This window comes from Methylobacter luteus IMV-B-3098 (assembly GCF_000427625.1).
GTDB classification, from domain to species: Bacteria; Pseudomonadota; Gammaproteobacteria; order Methylococcales; family Methylomonadaceae; genus Methylobacter; species Methylobacter luteus.
Map to the genome: position 1 here is coordinate 994,161 of NZ_KE386569.1, position 20,756 is coordinate 1,014,916.

Here is a 20,756-nt window from a genome sequence, read left to right on the forward strand (position 1 = left end):
CGTCCTGCCTAACTCACTTCAATGATGGCCACGGTGCCGTCTTCCTCAATCTCGACCATATGGCCCTGCGGTTCTTCGATGAACTGCACGGCGACCAGGACCAGCAGCGCGCCGCCGGCGATCACTATGAAAAATACGGCAGGTGAGACAAAAGACAGAATGGTCAGGAACAAGACGGCGCCGACATTGCCATAGGCGCCGACCATGCCGGCGATTTGCCCGGTCAGGCGCCGCTTGATCAGAGGCACCATGCCGAATACGGCGCCTTCGCCGGCCTGCACGAAGAAAGAGCAGGCCATGGTCAGCATCACGGCCGCCGTTATCGACCATTCCGACGTGATTTGCGACATCAAAAGGTAGCCCACCGATAACCCGGAAATAAAAAGCGTTAACGACAGCTTGCGGCCGAACTTGTCGCTAATCCAGCCGCCGCCGGGGCGGGCGACCAGGTTCATGAAGGCAAAGCCCGATGCCAGCAGGCCGGCCTGCACGGATGTTACGCCTTGCGATTCATGGAACGTCTCGAAGAAAAACAGGGGCAGCATGGACACGACGGCCAGTTCGGAACCGAAGGTAATCAGATAGGCCAGGTCAAGAATGGCGACCTGTTTGAACTTGTATTTATGAATCTCTTCAATCGGTTGCTGCAGGTGTCCCTCATTGACATGGATGATTTTGTAGACATTGTAGATGAACAGAAGCCAGATGCCGGCATAACAGCCCAGCGCCGCGGGTTGCGTCAACAGGTGCGCGCCGGCCGGCGACAGTTTCCAGGTCAGCAAGGTCAGGGTGGCGTAGAGGGGGATGTTCATGACGATGTAGAAGAACAAATCCCAGATGCTGCTGACTTCCATGGCGCCGGCCTTTTTGGGCTTGAAATAAGTGGAGCCCTTGGGCGTGTCCGAGACCGAGAAAAAATAGACGCCGGCATAAAGCAGCGAGATCGCGCCGGTGCTGGCGATCGCATAGCGCCAGCCATCGGGGCCGCCGTAAAGCAGCGCGAGCGTCGGCAGCGCCATGGCTGCCGCGGCGGAGCCGAAATTGCCCCAGCCGCCGTATATGCCCTCGGCAATGCCGACCTGCCGGGCCGGAAACCACTCGCCGACCATGCGGATGCCGATGACGAAGCCGGCGCCGATAAAGCCCAACAGGAAGCGCGCCAGCGCCAATTGTTCAAAGCTGGAGGCAAAGGCGAACAGGAAGCAGGGCGCGCTGCCGACCGCCAGCAGCGCCGAGTAAGTACGCCGGGGGCCGAACTTGTCGACCAGGATACCGATGACGATACGCGCCGGAATAGTCAATGCCACATTCAAAATCAGTATGGTCTTGATATCCGTCTGACTCATGCGCAGCGATTCGGCAACGGCCAGCATTAACGGCGCGTGGTTAAACCAGACGACAAAGCTGATAAAAAAAGCCAGCCATGACAGGTGCAGGATTTTGATATTGCCCGAGAAAGAAAGCAGATTTAATGTGGGTGAAGACATAATTATTTCCTGTTGAAAATTTTCTCCAGGAAACTGCATGTTGCATGCCAAGAGTGCAAACGGGGGCCGGCTCTGGCATCAAGCCTGATTGGTGAAATAGCGGCCGGCTCAAAAGCGGCGGGTAAGCACCAAAATCAGGCAGTCTGCCTGATTTTGGTGCGGGCATGGCGGGAAATGTCGTTGCTCGCTGTTAATTGACCTTGCCGGGCTTCAACGGCTTGGCATCCAGCTCGAAATCCATGCGGATGCGCTGCGCAACGGTTTTGACTTCTTTCTTGTTCTTGAACGGGCCGGCGATAACCTGATAAACGCCGTCTTTCTCCATTTTGCGCGCCGGGATCGGTGGTCCCTGATGCGACAGCATCGCGGCCAGCTGTTGGGCTTCAGTCTCATTGTCGAAGGTGGCCGCTAAAACAGCCCAATCGCTTTCCTTCAGTTCTTCGACAACAGGCTGGCCGTAGAGCTGATCAGGGTGATCCACTTGCACGGCCGCTGTCGTTAGCTCTTTTATATCAGGGCTGCCGGTCAGTATGGGTGTAGGGATGCCGTCCGCGCGTTCAAGGATGCGGTCGACTTTTTCAAAATCGATGGATACGTTTTGCTGAGTGCCGATCTGTTTCAGCTCATTGATCAATTTCTTCTTCAGCTTGGGTTTTTGCTTGGCCCATTTTTGCAGCGGTTCATGCGCTTCAAGGTAAAGCATCTCGTGATCCCAGGCCGTCAAATAAGGCTGATGAACAATTTGCACGGGCATCCCGACCTTGGATTTATTGAATAGAACCTCGATATCCTCGGGATAAAGCTGTACGCAACCGTGGCTGATCTGCATGCCGATGCCGTAGGGCTTGTTGGTGCCGTGGATCAGATATCCGGAAAAGCCGAGCGGCATGGCGTATTTGCCGAGCGGGTTATTGGGGCCGGCGCGCACAACTTTTGGCAGCGGATCGCCTTTTTGGGCATGCTCACGGTGTATCGACTCCGGCACGGTCCAGGCCGGGTTGGCCCTTTTAGAGATGATTTTAGTCGATCCCATTGGTGTATTCCAGCCTTGGCGGCCAATGCCGACTGGATAAGTGAATAAGGTATCCGGTTGTTTTTGAGGGTAGAAGAACAGCCGCATATTGGCCAGGTTCAGTACGATGCCCTTATGAGGCGCCTCGGGCAGAATAAAGCGTAAAGGCAGCAATACTTGACTGCCCGGCTGTGGCGTCCACGGGTCGATATTGACATTGGCTATCGTGATGTCGTTATAGCCCAGGCCGTAGTGTCGGGCAATATCGGGCAGGGTGTCATTCTCACGCGTATCGACAGTCGCCAGTGAGCCGACAATGTTCTGGCCGTCAGCCAGTTGGAAATTGTGGGGCTCAATGTTTACCTGTTTCGTCAGTGTGGGAGAAGCGACCGGCGGCTCTTCCGAAGGACCAAAAAACGGCATACTCTGACAGCCGGCCAGAACACTGCCGAGCAGTATGCAAGCTAATAATAGTGAAGGGCGAAAAGCTGCTTTGCTTGAATGGAGCGGGTTGATTTTTAGTTTTTCTTCTAAGGTAAACATCTATGTAAATTTAAAAGTATAGTTGTAAATACCCGAGGCGAGCTGAAAATATCGCACGTAGGCAAATTAGACAATAGCCTAACTTGTCTTAATTAAGAAAAAATTAATAAAAGATTAAGATTTAGTGAGTCCGGCGATTATCGGATAATAAAAAGCCTGACTGGGGAATTGATTTAATGAGAGGAAAAATAGATAGTTAGCTACACAAGGTAAGGATGTACTTGTAAATAAGCAGGGGTAACGACCCTTTAACAGTACTCCGCGGTTAAAGGGTCGCTCCCGTTATGAAGTTAATGTTTTTTGCCACCGCCATGGCTGTGCTGGCCGCCTTTACGACCTATTTCGGCCATATGCTCACTGCTTTGGCCTGATGCGCTTTTGCCTTTGCCGCCGCCTTCCCCCTCTTTACCGCCACGGGCGGCTTTGCCGCCTTTGCGGCCGGCTTCCCGGGCTTCTTCGGAAGTAAACTCATGAGCCGTGCCTTTTTCATGAGCGGCTTTGCCGCCTTTGCGGCCGGCTTCCCGGGCTTCTTCCGGCGTAAACTCGTGGGCTGTGCCTCTTTCATGAGCGACTTGACCACCTTTGCGGCCGGCTTCCCGGGCTTCTTCCGGCGTAAACTCATGGGCTGTGCCTTTTTGATGAGCGGCATGGCCACCTTTACTGGCTATCTCGCGTTGTTTTGCTTCATCCATTGATGCAAAACCGCGGGCTGATTTGCCCTGGCCCGAACTGCTGGTACCTCTTTGCTGAGTCATGATCGTGTCTCCTCAAACATTAAGATTAATTATTGGTTAGCCCTTATTTGGGGAATAAAACCAAACACATCTTCTTTTTTTGTATATAAAAAAAGAGTAATTAAAATATACCAACGGCCCAATGAAGTTCTGTGCGCTAGCGTACATTCGAGGTCTGCAACGATAGGCAGAATAAAAAAACGACAGGCTCCGCGCCTGGCAAGGTCTAGCAAGTGCTCTGGCTCATATCGCTAACCTATAAAAAATCTACTATGCAGAAGAGGGGATAACATTGTCTGATCACATTCAATTACAAATTCACCACGTCAGCATTATTGTGTCCGACACGATGAAGGCGCTGAGGTTTTACAGCGGCATACTGGGTCTGAAGACCTGCGAGCGCCCGGATTTGCTTTTTCCGGGTGCCTGGTTGCAACTCGGCGCACAGCAGATTCATCTGCTCGAAGTGCCTAATCCCGACCGGAATGAAGACCGCCCCGAACACGGCGGACTCGATCGCCATACCGCTTTTCTGGTCAATGATCTGGACGCCGTTCGGCAGCAACTGGAGCTGCAGGATATTTACTACACGTTAAGCAAATCGGGACGCCGGGCCTTGTTCTGCCGCGACCCTGACGGCAATGCCGTGGAATTGATCCAGGATTTGAGCGCTGTGACTTAAAACAAGGGCTGATCGCCTGATTTATGCCGTTTGCCGCGCGTAGGGCAGGGAGCGCGTATCTTCTCAGAGCCGTAATAATTGGGTGAATTTTGAAAGATATGCTGCGGGATGGGGCATGCCGCCCCGTCCCGCTCCAGGTGAATTCGACCCTGCAGTTGTTTAACATGTGCTAATAACACACGGGGAGACCCATGAACCGGTTAAACCAGTTAATCTCGACGCTTGCCGATCGGCCTTTTCATCAGGTGCAGTTGTTAAAGGATGACTATGACTTTCCTGGCTTCAACTTCAGGCTGATCAGGGTTCAGCGCAGTCCCGGCGCCCATCCCGCCTCGATCGCCTCGGTCACTGTATCCCGGCATGGCAGCGCCATTCCCGAGGCTTTTCTACAAGCCGAAGACGGCAAACTGGCCGTCGCCGATTTTCTGATTCGCCGCTTCCGCCAGGGCATTGACAGGTTCGCGCTGCAAAATCGCGGCAAGGAAGGCAGCGGTTCGTTCCATACCATCGAGTTAAGCCAGAAAATGCTGGAAAGGGACAGTGTTTTGATCGACCGGACCGCCATTGAACTGCGCTTCATGATCAGCCTGCCCGCCAAAGGGCGAGGCGGCGGTGTTTTCGATGCCGAGCAGGCGCGGATCATGATGAATCAGGAACTGCCCGCCATCGTCGATGCCACGTTTTTTTATGACCGTTACGACGAGCAAACCAGGGCGCAGCTGGAACAGTTTGTCGAAGTGCTAACCACGCGCACCGTCATCAGCCGGTTTATGCAAGAGCATCGGCTGGTCGCTTTTATAGCCGACGGCGCCCGGTTGCCGCGCAACAGCGGCATCGACGACAGGCCAGCGTCGGACGGGGCCGTAACAGCCTTCCAATCGCCTGATTCACTGCAAGTTGACATCCCGCTGCCGGATGGCCGCCGCCTGACCGGCATGGGCATCCGGGAGGGCATCACCTGCATTACCGGCGGCGGCTATCACGGCAAATCGACCCTGATGCAGGCGATCCTGGCCGGCGTCTACGCGCATGTGCCGGGCGATGGCCGCGAATGGGTCGTGACGCGCGAGGATGCGTTCTTTATCCGGGCCGAAGACGGGCGCAGCATCCGGGACGTGGACATCAGCCCTTTTATCGGCGACCTGCCGAACGGCCTGAAGACTGATCATTTTTCCTCGGACAATGCCAGCGGCAGCACGTCGCAGGCGGCCGCCATCGTCGAGGCCATCGAAAGCGGATCGAGATTGCTGCTGTTCGATGAGGATACCTGCGCGACCAATTTTCTGGTACGCGATGCCTTGATCGGGCAGGTGCTGGAGGCTTCGCTGGAGCCGATCAGGCCGCTTTACGCCACGGTACGGTCGCTCTGGAGCAAGCAGCGCGTGTCGATGATTTTCGTGGTCGGCGGCCTGGGGCTTTTTCTGATGAAAGCCGATACCTGCCTGCTGATGGCCCATTACCGCTGCCACGACATCACCGCCAAAGTGCGCGACAGGCTTGGCGCGATTGTCGATGAGGCCGCGCCGATCGAAGACCGTCCGTCAACGCGCCGGCTGGCCGCCGATAACTTTGACCCGGCTTATGAAAACAAGCGCCTGAAAAAGACGATCGCCAAACGCATCAAACCGCTGCGTAATGCGCCGAAGCAACTGGAGTACGGCATGGACCTGATCAATCTGGAGGCCGTCGCGCAGATCGCGGAAGCCCCGCAGGTGTTGGCTCTGGGCTATTGCCTGCTGGCGCTACGCTATAAAATCAATCAGCCCGCCGGCCAGCCCGAAACCATCGGGTTCTGGATAGAGCGGCTTTATGACGATATCGCCGAACATGGCTTGCCGGTCCTGGCGCCCGATTATCCCGGCACGCTGTCCATGCCGCGCAAATACGAACTGGCCGCCGCCATCAACCGGATAAGGTCGTTGCGGATTGCATAGTTTTTGTGATGGTGTGCGTAATTTGAAAGAGTTAAGCTTTGTGTGTTGTTTTCAGAAGATAACCACACGAAATATCAGCAGTCGATTGCACTGCCGATGGGTCGTTTTCAGAAGACGACGGCTTGGAATATTAAGAGCGAATTACACGGCCGAGGAATCCTCCCTGGTTGTCCGTATCCGAATCGTCAGAGGTGGACACGTATGTGTCAAAAGCAGCCTTTAAATCATTCAAAGCAGGCTTCGCAGCAATAATGCCAAGCCATAACTATCAATTATTATTTCAAGGTCGATAGAGTGTTGTAAGTATAGCGATTCCGATCACGGAAGCGCTCAGAAATGGACCCAGAAAATTGGACAACCCGTAAGCTGTATTGCTCAACAGCTTGCAGAGCTTTGCTTGCAACAACAGCGTAGTAGGGCGGTTTTGCACAGCAAACCGCCATTTCAAGCAGGCCAAGTATTATTGAGGGACGTTACGGTTTCAACACTCCGTTTGTTGGTGGATTGCCAAGGCAAATCCACCCTACGAATCATCCGCCATACGGGCCTATATCGGCACCCGCCCCTCCAGGAAGCGCATCAAACGGATGGTGGACAGCCTCAGCGAGGAGACGGATCGCCGCCGAGTGAAGCTGGATGCCGAGTATGTGGTGAAACGGCTTAACCGGAAACTGACGGGGTGGGCGAACTATTTCTGCCTCGGCCAGGTCAGCCCCGCGTATCGAGCCGTTAACAGCCATGCCATACAACGGCTACGCCGGTGGTTATGCAAGAAACACAAGGTTCGAGGCTTGGGGGGAAAGCGCTACCCGGATCAATACCTCTACGAAGAGTTGGGATTGATTAATTTGCCATCGCGAACCCATAACTTTCCGTGGGCGAAAACATGAGTGCTTGTCCGAGAGCCCGGTGCCTTAATAGGGCACGCCGGGTTCGATGAGCGGGATGTGAAAACGGAGTGATGGCTCGGCTATTGAGGCACCGCCAGACGAAAGGGGCGACAACAGCTAGGCTGAGCCTTAGGCCACCGCGTCACATCTCGACTCTACCATAACCTCAGTTCGGTTTAAGCATTCGAAATAAAAGGCAACCAATCGACATCGCGCAAATTGAGAGCCGGCTTTTTCTCCTGATAGGTATAGGCCACCAGACAAGCGATGATATTGGACAAATAGTTGCTCAAAGAACGATGCCGCGAGTGTTCAAGATCGCCAATATTCTTGAGTTGATCATTGATCGTTTCAATGATGCTACGCTTGCGCAGCAAACATTTGTCAAACACATCCATCACTTGCGGCTTCATGTTTTTCTTCAGCGTAGTAATCAGCGTGACATTCTGATGGGCCAATAAGTCAGTTAACTTCCTGGAAATATAGCCCCGGTCGCCAAACAGCTTTCCCGTCAATGATTTCACCAGATCGGGGACTGGTTTGCGATCATCGACATTGCCCGGTGTGATGCAAAATGACAGAATCTCGCCCTGGTCATTGACGATCAGATGCAATTTGAAGCCATAAAACCAGCCGGTCGACGATTTGCCGCGCCCGGCTTCCTGGGTGAAGGTTTTGTGCCGGGGAATACGGATATTCTCGCACACGCCCAGCGGTGTTGAATCAATAAAGGCAATACCTGCCGAAGCGCCTCGGCGACTGGCCATAAAGGCGGTGAGCGGCGCCAACAGTTTTGGCATCAGCTCGATAAAGCGATTATAGCTTAGCAGATTAGGAAACTCAGCTCGCCAATAGCGCTGCACATGCCTCAGATAAAACCATTTGAAGGTTCGAAAACCGGCTTGATGGTAAGCCACTAAAATCGTGATCATCTCGCTATCACTCATCCGATGGAGACGATGGCGTTTCTTCTTACCTTGGGTTAATTGATTTTTTTGCCAGTCCGCTATAAAGGTTTGGCAAAAATCGTCCACATCGCAGAATAAGTGTGTTAATTTCATAAAGGCAGGTTTTTGTTCGGAGAAAGTTAGCGTCGAAAACTTATTTTCTCTTTTATAACAAGAACCTGCTCCCTTTTTTATCCCGAACTCAGGTTACTTAAGCAATCGCCATTCTCTCATATTCCCCAAACGATATCGTGATGGATTCACTATCCAATCCGTTGCAGCAAAGATATAATCATCAAGTTCGTTGCGAACCTTAATTTCCGGGAGATAATAACTAGTCATATTTCGCGTATCTGAAGGATGTTCAAACCAAGAATAATAAGACCCTCCAACCTTGAAATATTTTTCCTCGGGAATCCTTCCAAGCAAATCCAATAATCTTTCCTTCTGAATATTGGCTAATTTTCGCCGGTCATCCGAAGTGGAAAATTCATGAATAAAATCTGCCGTCCAGGTCACTTGACCTCCTTGCAACAGAAACAACTCCGGCTCATATCCTTGAGGCAATATAATTCCCTGATATTTTAGATGCTCCCTATGAGAATAGCTCCTAATGGGATTGGACGTGTAGAAACGCTGCATTACATTGAGGAAAGGACTGTTCAATGATTGATCCTGAACCATTAAGCGCTGAAAAGCCAGAGCTACAAGCGCCGTTTTCAACCAACTTCTATCAATTCCATAAAAAATCTCATGCTGTTGATTGGCAATAGATCGGAGTAGATCGATAAGGCGTGGATCGGAAACACGACTTAAAGCCACGAGAGCTAAGTAGAATAAGCGCGGATCGCGCTCAGTCAAGAGAGATTCCAGTAGTTTTTGACCTTCCATACATCCGTGATATGCCAAAGCATAAGCAGCCTGGGTGGCTATCGGTCGGTCATGCCCAAGCAATTCCAACAGACGCGGAACGACTAGTTCTTGCGGGGCTGCCGCCAGCACATCGGCATGAAAAGCATCGCGATGCTCTATAATGTCAGCGATGAGTAAATCCAGACATTCATCCGTTAGATATTCCGCCCATCGGATAAGCCAACCATCGCTTCTTGTGGAACTCTTAGTCTGATCGATGCCTAAATAAGGGTGCCGATTCAGGCTGTTTGCAGTAAGGTGAATAATCCCACGAGGATCACCCAACTGGATCAGAATACGTGCAGCAATGACCCGATTCCCTAGGGCTCCAACTTTCAATTGATGAACGACTAGATCCATAACATTCTCCTCCACAATCAGATGAGGAAAGTCATCAAGCGTGTGTAGAGCCTTGCCTGCATCAAAGCCACCTCGGCTTTTCAATGCAGAATCTAAAAGCTTTCCAATATTTTCTGGTATGTCCACAATCATCTAGTTTTTTCCTTCAACCATGAACATTCGCCTAAGCCGTCTATTCCGATTGAGTACGGTCCGAAATAAAGCAGTTGTAATTTAAATACTACTTCCGTTGCTCCATTGCTATTTCTTACCTCTTCCATAACTGGCCGCCAATAATCTTCACGTGTAAGCTCGACATCAACATATGCTCTCACCCGTTTTTCCGGGGATTCTCCATCGTTTAACGCAAGATTGTAGCTAGAGGTAAGCTGAATTGACTCATCAGCGGTAGGGGGACAAGACGCTTTTGCTTGCGCATCAATTTGGTCCATTGGATCAGCCAAATAGACAGCATAAAAATCTTCATTATAATCTCCTCCCGGTGGTGAAGCATAAATCATTTTGCTGGCCCAAATGAGTGGTCCAAACTCTGCTCTGGTAAAATGTCGTAGTACTCTATTCGTTTTTGGGTAACGATTTTCTATTTCTTGAGCATGCGAGGAATAAATAACAAGCGCAGTAATGATAGCTGCTGCTAGCGAGCCAAATGCCCCACCAGCCACAGAACCTCCAGCTACTGTTGTGCTAGCAGCGGTTTCAGGTAAGACAATCCCCGATACTATTCCGTTCTGAAACGCCAAGCTTACTCCAGCGTTTCTAAGGGTGAAGCTCAGCATAAAATTATGAATTGGCGTTGCGACCGGTTGCGGCATGGGATAGACAAATTGTCCACTCGGTGAATTCCCACCATTCCTACCGCCGCTGATCAGATACGCCGCAGCACCGGTTTCCGGATCTTCGAGGAGATAGCCCAAGCCGGTGAAATTATCGACAGTAATATCGTGTTGTGCCGTAGTGACGCGAAGCCCCGCCGCCACCGCATTCTGCATGTCTTGGAGGTCCTCAGGGTCGGTCTGGATTTGGGCCAGTGCGGCGACGTTGTTTTGATCAATGGTATAGATTGCTACGCCTCGTTCGTTAGCAACCTTGAGCGCAGTGATTGTGGACATGGAATGGCCGGGGTCCAGAAGGAACGCCTGATCGAAAATGCTGGCTTCCAGGTAGGAGCCCACATACCCTGCCGCCAAGACAAAGCGCCGCTGCGATTCGGCATTACCGTCGGCAGGGGCCGCCATAATCAAATCTTCCTTGGCGTCCATCACCCGATTGCCATAGCTGGCTGAACGGGGGATTCCGAAGAAATAGCGGATGTTCAGCGGGCTGCCCGCCAATACATGCGAAGGCAGCTGGTAATGAATGATCCGGTTAGTGGCACTTATGATATCGTTGAATGCGAATTTCTCAGCCCACCAGGCCAAAGCGATCTGGTGGAACATTTCCGCCGTATAAGCTGCGAAGTCCGGACCGGTTGTGTTGTTCAAATCATGCTGACGGGTGCGCGCGTTGAAGAGATCGGCGGTAATCCCGGCCGGGTTGAGGCCGAGAGCAAAGAAATCGCCGGCAGTCACTTGATAATCGCGGTTATGCTGGTACCAAGGCGCTATAATGTCTACCGACAGGATGTGCTTTTCGCCCATCGCATAAGATCCTCCAGACGCCAACACCTCACCCTCGGCTTTAAGTACCGGTTTTACCTGAATCAGGTAAGCGGGCAGGCTATTTCGGTAATTGGCAACTGCATCATCAATAACAGCCTGATCGGCTGATGAAGCGGGATCATAAGTAAAGGATAGCCGTTTTCCAGCCAAGCTCGGCAGGCTCGCGCTATACGTAACGGCTGGGCTGTCCAGGCTACGATCCAGTGAACTGCCATAGAGGGTCAAGCGGACTTTATGTCGCAGGGCATTCGACAGCACGGCGGTTTTGGGGCCGGACACAAGAAGCGTATAGGGTAGAGTCCCAGCCAGAAAAGGCGATTTTTGTTCTGCGATTCTCTTAGTCCCGATCACATCGCCTACCGTGGCCTCGGGCTTTTGGCTATCGATGTAGGTCTTGATCTGATTCTGGTAGTCGGTCAGCGCTTGTTGGATGAGGTTCTGATCGATATTCTGCACCCAGCCTTCGGCTTCGTTAACTGTGGCGCCGGTCTGGATTTGATCGATCAGGCTTTGGACATCGAAAGGCACGGCATTCTTGAGGTCCATGCCATCCGTGTAGGTGTACTGCTTGAAGCTCGCATCCAGCGGCACCCAGGTGTCACCGGTTCTGTGGATGGCGCCTCGTGAGGGGATGAAATCCACGAACGCTTCTATCCAGACATGTTCCAGCTTGAAGGCGGTGATCTTGCCGCCTGAAACCAGCGCCACGCTGGGAATGCCGCCCTGGCCCAGGAGGCTTTGTGCCGCTTCCGGCGTTTTCACGCCGCCTACCCAGTTCATGACCTGATCGGCCGGGATCTGGATGGTGCCGTAGGCGTAGCGGGTCGGGATGTTCGAGGCGCGCAGCAGGGCGATCAGAAGACTGGCCGTGTCGAAGGCGTTGCCGCGCTTCGTCTGCAAAGTGAGATCGCTGCCCTGGATGGAGCCGTAGGTGGGCAGGAACTCGACACTATTGCGAACCCAGCTGTAGATTTCCACCGGATTATGGTGGAGCGCGGCGGCTTGGTCCCGGATGGCCTGGGTAATCTGCACATCCTCGTTTTCGGCGAGATCGTCCGGGGTCGGCGCGGCATTGGGCAGCGAATCAACTTGAGCGAGCATTTCCGGCGTGAGTTCGGCGGCAGCAACTTGCACAGGCTTCTTAAGACGGACGATCTCATCGAGTTCCTCTTTCTTTTCCTTGGGCGCGCGGACTTTATCGTCGGGCGTGCGGAAGGGCAGGTTGTTGGGATCGAAGGGCTGGCGAGACCGGGTTGTCTGTTCTTTCTGCAGGAAGTCAGCCAAGTCGGTCAGGGCGCGCTGTTCACGGTTGCGGTCTTTTTTACCTCGAGTCTTATGGAACTCGCCCAGCCGAGCTTTGAGTTCGTTCATCTTGGCGCGGTAATCGGCTACCACCTGCCGGTGGCGCTCTCTGATTTCTTCCGGGAGGCCGTGGGCGTCAAGGTGTTGCCCGATCGCCTGGAAATCGGCTTCAGCCTGATGCTCCTCCTTACCAAGCTCATCGGCTTGCTGGAGCAGGCGTTGCTCGTCATCGTCACGTTTTTCGCCCCGCTCGGCTTTGGCTTTCATGCGCAGTGCGGTGGTGCGAAGTTCATCCAGGAGATTTCGTTCCGGCATGGAGGCGGGCACTGCCTTGGATGTTTTTGCGGCTTGTGCGGCTGCAATAGTCGGCTGCAGGATCATGAGCGTAAAGGTGACCAGCACCAGGGTGGCTGTGCTGCGCATGAAGGCGGGGAGGCCGCGCAGGCTGTGAATCAACGAAGACGTTACGAGTTGCTTTCCCTGCGCTTGGCGTGTGGGGTGGACAAATTTAAACAAAATGGACATCCGAGCCTCTTGCAAAATAATGTAAAAACTATCCCCTTCACCGGAACGGGATAGTAAATAAGTTAATAAAATCGTTACTTGGGGTACTGCGCTTAAACGGTCGTATCAGGCCACCGCTTAAACTGCCGGGCCGGATCTCTGCCCTCCAGCCGGATCAGCTTTTTAATGGGGATTCTGTTTCACTGGCGCTGGCCGCCATTGCTGTTCAAGCCCTTGCAGCCAGCGGTCCAGTCCCAGCCGGTAGGCGCGGGTGTCCTGGCTCTCAATGGCGTTAAGCCGGTTCACGGCCTCGATCAGGCTGTCGATGGCCCCGTCGTAATGGCCAGCCGCGGCCTGGGCTAGCGCGTCCTGCAGGGACTTGACCGCCTTGTCTCTGGCCGTCCGGTCTTTGTGGCTGCTGAAGGTCAGCGCTTTGAGCCGGGCGATGAGATCGTCAGTGGCCTGCTGATCCAGCGCCGAGGCGACCGTCAGCGTCAGCGGGTAGCTGCCGTAGGGCTTGGCCTGTCCGCCCTGGGTCGTGCTGACCAGGGTGTCGAGGCTGTAGCTGCCGGTGAGGCCGGACAGCCACCAGGACAGGGTCAGGTCCTGGCTTTGCTCGATGCCGAGACTGAAATCCCAGGTGGCCTGAGTGCCTGTGCTGTCGATCAGCGCGGCCGGTTCGGTCGTGATCACTCTGGCATCCGCAGGCAGGGTATCGATGACCTGCAGACCGACTGCATGGCCCAGGTTGGCGACCGTGGTTCTGGCAACCACCAGCGCGCCGCTGGTGTAGGTGTCGGGCAATTCCGGCAGCAGGTCATCGAAGGCGGTCTCGATAATGGCCCGCCAGACGTCGGACAGCGAGGGTTCCTGCATCAGCGTGTCGACCAGATCAAAGGCCATGATCATGCCGCGGCCCTGGCCATAGCGGTGACTGACGATGGCAGGATTCACAGTCGTTGGGCCGTGGTGTTTCTGGCCCTCGCAATCATCACAGTCAAGGTTGTCCGGGAACCGGGCCTGCAGCGTACCGTCGCCAAGTTCAAGCTTGAGAGGACGGCCGCGCGTGTCGACAGCGCTCGCGGCGAACAGCGGGCCGGTGAACTCGACAGACTGGTTCGCCGACGCGAGCTTGCCGCGGTATTGCACGCCGACGACTTCGTCCAGCAGTTTATTGCGCTCATCGTGCATGCCGTCAATCAGCAGGCTGTCGCCCCGGTTGACGGCCTCGCGAATTTCTTCGGCCAGATTGTCAGGCAGCTTGTCGATTTCACCGGACAGCCAGTAGGTGTTGTAGCGGCCGCTGCGGAAGGCGCTGCGGAAGTCCTCGGCCGTGACGGTGACCCGATGCGGCAGGTTCAGCTGCGTGAGCAGGGCGTTGATGAATGCGGTCCGGCTGTCGAGGCAGCTGTTGTTATCATGATGTTTCCGATCGCTTCCGTGATCATGCTCATCGCGATGTGCTTTACCATCTTCGTGCTCATGGTCATCTTGATGTTTATGAGCGTCTTCATGGGCAGTGTGATGCTCTATATCATTTTCGTGTTCATAAGCATCGTGATGCCCTTTGTGCTCTTCGTGCTCATGGTCATCATGATGTTTTCTATCGTCCTGGTGTTCATGATCTCCGCCTTCGCTGTGCTTGCAGGACAGCAGCATCAACACGCGGTTTTGGGGCAGAAGCTGCTGTTTGACGTCGAGCTTGATTGAATCAACCACAGTAAAGCTGTGCTGAGCGAGCGGCAGCGACTGACCGCCTGGCGTGGCCGTAAGCACCACAACATAGGTCGTTTTGCCGGTCGACGTGGCCGGCCAGGAGGCTGCGGCGCTGAAGCTGTTGCCCTGGGCAATATCGGCACTGTAGGACCAGGTGGCCAGCACGGCTTCCGTGGCGGGATCGACGATGGACAAGGTGAGCGGCAGCGCGGCTACATCCGCATTGCCCAGGTTCTGAATCTTGACCGAGATCGATATGTTGTCGCCCGCTGGCACTGCCTCGGACGAGAGGCTGATCTGGCCTTTCAGGCCGCTGCCCGTCTCGCTGGTGGATTTGACAGTGAAGCTGGTGGTTTTGCGGCTCAATACCGTACCCGCCGCATCGCTCACAGTCTGTTCCAGCGTATAAACGCCGGGAGCGGCATTGTTCTGCGTATAGACAAACGTCAGATCGCGCAGGGCTCCGCCGAGCAATTGTGGTATCTGCTGGCTGCTGCTGTACACCGTCTTGCCGCCGGCATCCTTAACCGTTTCCCACACGGTCAGGTTGTCAAACAGCAGGTTGGTGGCCAGGTTATGGACCCGTGCGGTGATGTTGACGGAATCGAACGGGTTGTAGTCGAGCTTGTCCACGCTGACCGTGGCGTCGAGCGTTGGCTTGCCGTCGCTGCCCGCGACAATAAGGAACGGAGTCGAAGCCTGCGCCAGCACGACGCCTTCGGCATTTTCCAGCACCGCCTGCACCGTGTAGGCGCCCGCTATTGTGTCGCCGGTATTAAAGGCCTGCATCGGGCTCACTGAAACCGGGGAGTCGGGATTGATGACGATAGCCTGCGTCAGCACGTTCTTCACTAAAATCCCCTGCGCATCGAGAATATCCAGCTTCAATAATCCGTTTATGGCATGACTGTTGGGATTGGTCAGATCCGTCGTGATGCCGACCTCGGCTTGGGCCGGATACTCGGGCTTGTCGGTAGTGACTGTCAGGCCCACGAGGTTATTCGCGGCGAGTTTGGGTATCTCCAGCGGCACACGGATATCGCCCGGCACGAAGGTGTTCTTGAACAGCAGGAAGGCATCCTTCGCCATCGGCCGCACGTCACCTAAAGCCACGCCGTCCAGCAAGGCATCGAAGCGCACATCCTGTCCGAAAGCAGTCACGTCCTTCAGGTTCCATACATATTCAGTGGAACCGTCCGGCTGTACGATTTCCGAGGTGGGCGCGATGTTGAAGCCGCTGGCCGACTGCCCCGGCGGCAGCACGATATGCAAGTCGACGCCGATAGCGCCGCAGGTGACCGGCAGTTTGTAGACCTTATAGCCTTTATCCGTCCAGATGAACAGGTTGCCGGAAAAGCGGTCGTAGGAGACGAAATCCATATCCGTGATAGCCGGCTTGACAGTTTGCCCGTCCAGTATCGGATAGGCCAGGCCAGTCTTGCCGATCATCTGAACCAGCACATGCTCTTCGCCAGACTGCCCGACTTCTTTCCAGTTTAACGGCGTCAGGAAAACGTTGTCGGCACAGTCGCCGGCAACATTGATACCTTCATATTCGAAGTTCGGCTCCCCGGTTTTCGGGTCGGGAGCAAGCAGCGTGGAAACGCTGCCGTCGGGCGCAATCTTGGTGATGATATTGCCTCTGTTCTGGACATAGATATTATCGTGTCCGTCTATGGTCAGTGCGTAGGCCTGGGTAACGGCGGCACCGCCCAAAAACTCCTGGCTTCCGTCCTGTGCAAAGCGCAGGATACCATTACTCATCAGAACCAGCACGTTATCCCGGCTGTCCACCGCCATGCCGACAGGAGGTGAGGCGAGGGATGCGAAAGCCGCGTAAGTCCCGTCCTGATCGATACGCATCAGCTTCTTTGGATTGCCGGCGTAGGCATAGAGGTTTTCCCCGGAATCGATGGCCATGGCCGAGCCGCTGGCTATTCCGGGCAAGACTACAAAATCCGACATCTGGCCATCCAGAGCGATTCGTTTGATTACGCCGCTAACCGGCAGGTAAGCGTTCCCCGAACGATCCGCCGGCATGGTCTTGGGGGAAATACTGCCGGTCGAAAACGCTTCCTTCAGGTTGGCCGTATCCACTTTCGCGAGCGAAGTGAAATCGGCGCCTTTTATCTTGACCTGCAACGCCACATTGTTTGGTCCCGGCGCCAGTTCCGTCTTGTCGGTAGTTATGAGCCCGTAGGCATGCGGTCCCACATGAATCGCACTGGCCAGCATACCATCGACATTAGTCTGCAGGGGCGTGATCCTGACGCTGAAATCCCCGCCGAAGATCGGGGTCCAATGGCCGAAATCCAGTGAAATAGCGTCCCCGTCAACCGCAAGTTCAGGCACATCGGCAGTCGCTGTGTACACAACGGTGCCGGGTGGCGTATCGGTCTGCGCAGTCGGCATGATGACTTTATAGACGGCATCTTTCGGACTGGCAGTCGCATGAAGCGTATTTGACACATCAAAAGCCAGACCATCAACACTATTACCGGAAAGTAATGGACTTACGCTAAGGTCTGTCTTTTGACCCGAGCCATCGATTTGGGTAATGACGCCCGACTTCCCGCCTGCGTAGAGATGGCCCGCCGAATCGAAAGCAAGCGATCTGGGAGAACTCAGTCCGGCGACATAAAGCCCCAGCTTTTCATCAGCGTAATGCATGACCGCGCCATTGCTTTCAACCGCAACGTAAACGCCGCCATCCGGGCCGACGCGGACGCCGTATCCGCCTCCCAGGCCGGAAGCGTAGATATCCAGTTGATTTCCGTTAACCACGCGCACTGCGCTTGCACTGCCATCGGTCACATAGATATCTGATCCCAGCAAGGTGATGCCGTTGGCAGTGCTGCCGCCGGAGGCCACTTTGCTACTCGTCCCTGTAGCGCTCAGCTTGTATACCGAATCCCCGCCGGTGGCATAGATCTGGCCGGATCTGTCCGACACCAGATTACGGAACGCGGTACCCGTTGAGAATATGTCGGACTGTTTGCCATCGGGGCTGATACGCACCACATTCTTAAGTCCGGGGTTGCTGACATACACGCTGCCATCCCCATCGATCATCAAGCCTTGCGGGGAGCGCAAGCCGGGATAGTTAGCGATGACGTTGGCGCCGATATCGAGGGTAGCGACCCGGCCATCATTGCGCGAGGCGAAACTGATGGCGCCGTCAGGGCGGACCGCAATGCCGGATAAAGAAATATTGCTTCCGGTAGCGGTATAAAAAGGACTGACTGTGCCAGTCTCCGCCATCGTCGATAGCTTGTTCCCTGACGAGAGATATAAGGTGCCGTTGTGCCACACCAGATAGTCCGTTGCGGCTGAACCGATGAGCCGGGGACTTTGTCCTGAAGCCAGCGAGAAAATACGATTGTTCGAATCCGAAAAAATCAACTCGGAACCCGTCCAGATCAAGTCCTTGGGGTTTGAGAATCCATAAACCGCGGATTCGAAGGCACCCTGTTCGTTATAAGTGGAAACCCGCAGATTATTAGCTTCCACTACCAGCAGTTGCCCCGATGCGGTCAGTGCTATGCCGGATGGATTCTGCGGACCGGTGATGGTGTTCACCAAGTTGCCCGAGGCATCGAAGACCTTGACGCTGTTAGAGGTGCCGGTTGATACATAAAGTTTGCCGGAAGCGTCCGTGGCCATGCCCGTAGCGCCGCTGACGCTGATAAAGCCCGTGGTTGCCCCGGACGCATCGACCTTGACAATCGCGCCCGACGACAGGCGCGCAAAGAATCCGCCATTGCCATCGGAGACCAGTTCCCTTGGATTGGAGGGGAGGCTCGCAAACACTGAACTTGATCCGTCCAGGGCGATCTTGATGATGCGTTTGTTGGCGTTTTCGGTCAGATAGATATTGCCTGCCGCGTCCACGGCGACTCCACCAGAAGAAGAGGTGATGGTTTTCGTGAATACAACCGCACCGTTGGCATCGATTTTCTTGAGAGAGGTATTGCTATCTATGACATAAAAATCGCCATCGGAAGTAACCGCGAAATCGATGGCATTACTGAGCCCTTCCGCAACAATGCTGCCGCCGTTGGCGCCGTCCAGTCGGGCAATGAATTTCTGGTTCAACAGGTATTGATCCCCGGCGGCATCGGTACGTATCCGCACGGGACTATTGAGCAGTGTCTCGGCAAAAACCTGTTTTTGCCCGGAAGCGGTATCGATGCGCGAAATCCGGTTGGCCTGGTTTTCCGAAACATACAGATTATTGGCCGTATCCAGCGCGATCCCGTATGGGTTCTTTAAATTGGAAACCAATGTTGATTTGACGCCACCGCTGATTTTGCTGATCGACCCGGCCGAATAGTTGGCGACAAAAACATCGCTCGAACCGGAAACCGCAATTCCGCGCGGATTGTTAAATCCAGTGCCGATCACGCTGACATTGTCGTTGGCATCGAGCCGTGTCACGGTGTTATCCGCAGCATTGCCAATATAGAGATTGCCGGCTAAATCGTAGGTCATGCCTTCCGGCTTATCGGCGATACCTCTTGCAAATACGCTGACGGTTCCGTTGCTGTCGACCTTGGCTACCGTGTGGTCGCTGTTGTTGGTGACAAACAGATTGCCCGATGCATCGAAACGCAATTCATACGGATTGGCAAAGCCGCTGGCATAGATGGACATCTGGCCGTCAGGGGTTATTTTAAGCACGTTATTGGCTCCGCTGTTGGCCACATAGAAGTTACCCTGCGTATCCGTGGTGATGCCTTGCGGACGGTTCAGACCAGTCACGAACGGACTGATCTTGCCACCGGCAGCGATTTTGACGATGGAATTATCGTCATAGTTGGTCGCGTAGAGCGTGCCGGTATTGTCGAACACCGCACCGTTCGGCGTGCTCAGTCCGTTCGCCACCAGCACCGTTTTGCCGCCGGTGGAATCGATACGCAACAGCACGCGGCCGTTCGCATTGTTGCCGGTTACATAAATATTGCCGCTGTTATCCACGTCCAGGCCGTATTGGGCTGCCAGTCCAGTATCGATAACGGTCTGGGTTCCGTCCGGCGCGATTTTGATGATACGGTTCTGGCTGGACAGCACCAGCAGATTGCCGGCCTTGTCGAACGCGAGGTCCTGAAGCGTATTCGGAGAATTGATCGTGGAAATGGCAGCGAACACGTCCGCCTGTCCGTCGGGCGCGATTTTCATGATCTTGCGCTCGGAAGCGTTCGCCACATAAAGATGGCCCGCTGCATCGAACACACCTCCGTGCGGCGAGTTCAAGGGCGCGCCTTCCAGGAATGCTTTCAGGCTGGCTGTTTGCACCGCCGGTCCGCTGGTGTCCGGATTCTCCAGCGTCACAGCGACCTGCACGGTTCCGGCTTTAATGGTCTGGTTGCCGGCATTGACAATGTCGGCGGTAATATGAACCGGCTGCTCGCCGCTCGCCTGGGCGATGGGCGGGTCCAGCGTAATACCGCCACCGATCCGCGTTGCCGCAAGCACTGTGATCGCGACACTGTTTTCGACGAGTATTCTGCCGGACAGATCGCTGGCTCGCACGACCAGCGTATAAGCGCCGGGCGGCGCCGATAGGACGTGCCAGTCAATCGGCACGGTAGTGCTGCCGTTGGCGGGCACGGTAATCGGCAAATCGGGCGGGTTGGCAGCCCCAAGCCCGGGGTTCGCCTGGATTTCCTGCACGATATTACCGCTCGAGTCGATTACCAATGCGCGCACGGTGACATCGACATCCTGAAGCGTTGTGCTGTACAATGTCGCAACCGCTTCCACCTTGCTGTAAGGCTCATAATCCGAAGCATTGGTGGTCACAGAGGTAATGCTGATGCCGCTGGAGACCGCCTTATCAAGCGAAATGTCCAGCGTGTAATTGCCCGCTTGGCTCAGCGCTGCGTTAACGGTGCGGCCGAAATAGCCGGCTGCGGAAACGTAAAGCGTCACCTCAGTGTTGCTCAGGCCCGACAGCATATAGTGTCCGTTTGCATCGGTCACTGACTTCATGCCGGTGCCTTGCATCAGCACGACGGCGCCGCTGATCGCTTTTTGACTGGCGGCATCCATGACCGAGCTGGTTCACGCCCTGAG

10 protein-coding genes are annotated in these 20,756 nt (G+C 54.6%); 3 read left to right on the forward strand and 7 right to left on the reverse strand.

The features are described 5' to 3' along the window. Positions 1-8 precede the first annotated feature (8 nt). From METLU_RS0106465 to METLU_RS0106480, 3 genes are all read right to left on the reverse strand, one after another. On the reverse strand, positions 9-1,487 hold the full coding sequence (locus tag METLU_RS0106465) for a NarK family nitrate/nitrite MFS transporter (RefSeq protein ID WP_027157511.1): 1,479 nt from the start codon (positions 1,485-1,487) through the stop codon (positions 9-11). 190 nt (positions 1,488-1,677) lie between these two features. Next, complete coding sequence (locus METLU_RS0106475; RefSeq protein ID WP_231383562.1) at positions 1,678-2,922, reverse strand: L,D-transpeptidase family protein; 1,245 nt, start codon at positions 2,920-2,922, stop codon at positions 1,678-1,680. A gap of 410 nt (positions 2,923-3,332) precedes the next feature. Beyond that, positions 3,333-3,797 carry a KGG domain-containing protein gene (locus METLU_RS0106480; protein WP_027157514.1) on the reverse strand — a complete coding sequence of 155 codons (465 nt, stop codon included), beginning with the start codon at positions 3,795-3,797 and terminating at the stop codon, positions 3,333-3,335. Between the two features lie 271 nt (positions 3,798-4,068). On the opposite strand from METLU_RS0106480, the gene METLU_RS0106485 reads away from it, so the two are divergent. From METLU_RS0106485 to METLU_RS29140, 3 genes are all read left to right on the forward strand, one after another. After that, positions 4,069-4,458: a VOC family protein gene (locus METLU_RS0106485; RefSeq protein WP_027157515.1), complete on the forward strand. Its 390-nt coding sequence runs from the start codon at positions 4,069-4,071 to the stop codon at positions 4,456-4,458. A gap of 191 nt (positions 4,459-4,649) precedes the next feature. After that, positions 4,650-6,392 (forward strand): ABC-ATPase domain-containing protein, encoded by a 1,743-nt coding sequence (locus METLU_RS0106490; protein ID WP_027157516.1) that lies wholly within the window; start codon positions 4,650-4,652, stop codon positions 6,390-6,392. Positions 6,393-6,979: 587 nt separating this feature from the next. Beyond that, a complete protein-coding gene (locus tag METLU_RS29140; protein WP_027157517.1) occupies positions 6,980-7,282 on the forward strand; it encodes a group II intron maturase-specific domain-containing protein in 303 nt (100 codons plus the stop codon). A gap of 176 nt (positions 7,283-7,458) precedes the next feature. On the opposite strand, the gene METLU_RS0106500 is transcribed toward METLU_RS29140, so the two are convergent. The 4 genes from METLU_RS0106500 to METLU_RS0106515 all read right to left on the reverse strand — a co-directional run bounded on the left by METLU_RS0106500 (position 7,459) and on the right by METLU_RS0106515 (position 20,732). After that, the gene (locus METLU_RS0106500; protein ID WP_027156585.1) at positions 7,459-8,343 is read right to left on the reverse strand and encodes an IS982 family transposase; all 885 of its coding nucleotides are present in this window, start codon (positions 8,341-8,343) and stop codon (positions 7,459-7,461) included. Between the two features lie 93 nt (positions 8,344-8,436). Beyond that, positions 8,437-9,633: a HEAT repeat domain-containing protein gene (locus tag METLU_RS0106505; RefSeq protein WP_027157518.1), complete on the reverse strand. Its 1,197-nt coding sequence runs from the start codon at positions 9,631-9,633 to the stop codon at positions 8,437-8,439. Further along, positions 9,630-12,986 (reverse strand): transglutaminase-like domain-containing protein, encoded by a 3,357-nt coding sequence (locus METLU_RS0106510; RefSeq protein WP_027157519.1) that lies wholly within the window; start codon positions 12,984-12,986, stop codon positions 9,630-9,632. Before METLU_RS0106510 ends, METLU_RS0106505 begins: the two co-directional genes overlap by 4 nt. Before the next feature lie 162 nt (positions 12,987-13,148). Then, a complete protein-coding gene (locus tag METLU_RS0106515; protein ID WP_027157520.1) occupies positions 13,149-20,732 on the reverse strand; it encodes an SMP-30/gluconolactonase/LRE family protein in 7,584 nt (2,527 codons plus the stop codon). Between the last annotated feature and the right edge of the window lie 24 nt (positions 20,733-20,756).

Excerpts from the sequence above, each read along its gene's own strand:
- METLU_RS0106510 (WP_027157519.1), bottom strand. The coding sequence starts at position 12,986 with ATGTCCATTTTGTTTAAATTTGTCCACCCCACACGCCAAGCGCAGGGA.
- METLU_RS0106500 (WP_027156585.1), bottom strand. The coding sequence starts at position 8,343 with ATGAAATTAACACACTTATTCTGCGATGTGGACGATTTTTGCCAAACC.
- METLU_RS0106480 (WP_027157514.1), bottom strand. The coding sequence starts at position 3,797 with ATGACTCAGCAAAGAGGTACCAGCAGTTCGGGCCAGGGCAAATCAGCC.
- METLU_RS29140 (WP_027157517.1), top strand. The coding sequence starts at position 6,980 with ATGGTGGACAGCCTCAGCGAGGAGACGGATCGCCGCCGAGTGAAGCTG.
- METLU_RS0106505 (WP_027157518.1), bottom strand. The coding sequence starts at position 9,633 with ATGATTGTGGACATACCAGAAAATATTGGAAAGCTTTTAGATTCTGCA.
- METLU_RS0106465 (WP_027157511.1), bottom strand. The coding sequence starts at position 1,487 with ATGTCTTCACCCACATTAAATCTGCTTTCTTTCTCGGGCAATATCAAA.
- METLU_RS0106475 (WP_231383562.1), bottom strand. The coding sequence starts at position 2,922 with ATGCCGTTTTTTGGTCCTTCGGAAGAGCCGCCGGTCGCTTCTCCCACA.
- METLU_RS0106515 (WP_027157520.1), bottom strand. The coding sequence starts at position 20,732 with ATGGATGCCGCCAGTCAAAAAGCGATCAGCGGCGCCGTCGTGCTGATG.
- METLU_RS0106490 (WP_027157516.1), top strand. The coding sequence starts at position 4,650 with ATGAACCGGTTAAACCAGTTAATCTCGACGCTTGCCGATCGGCCTTTT.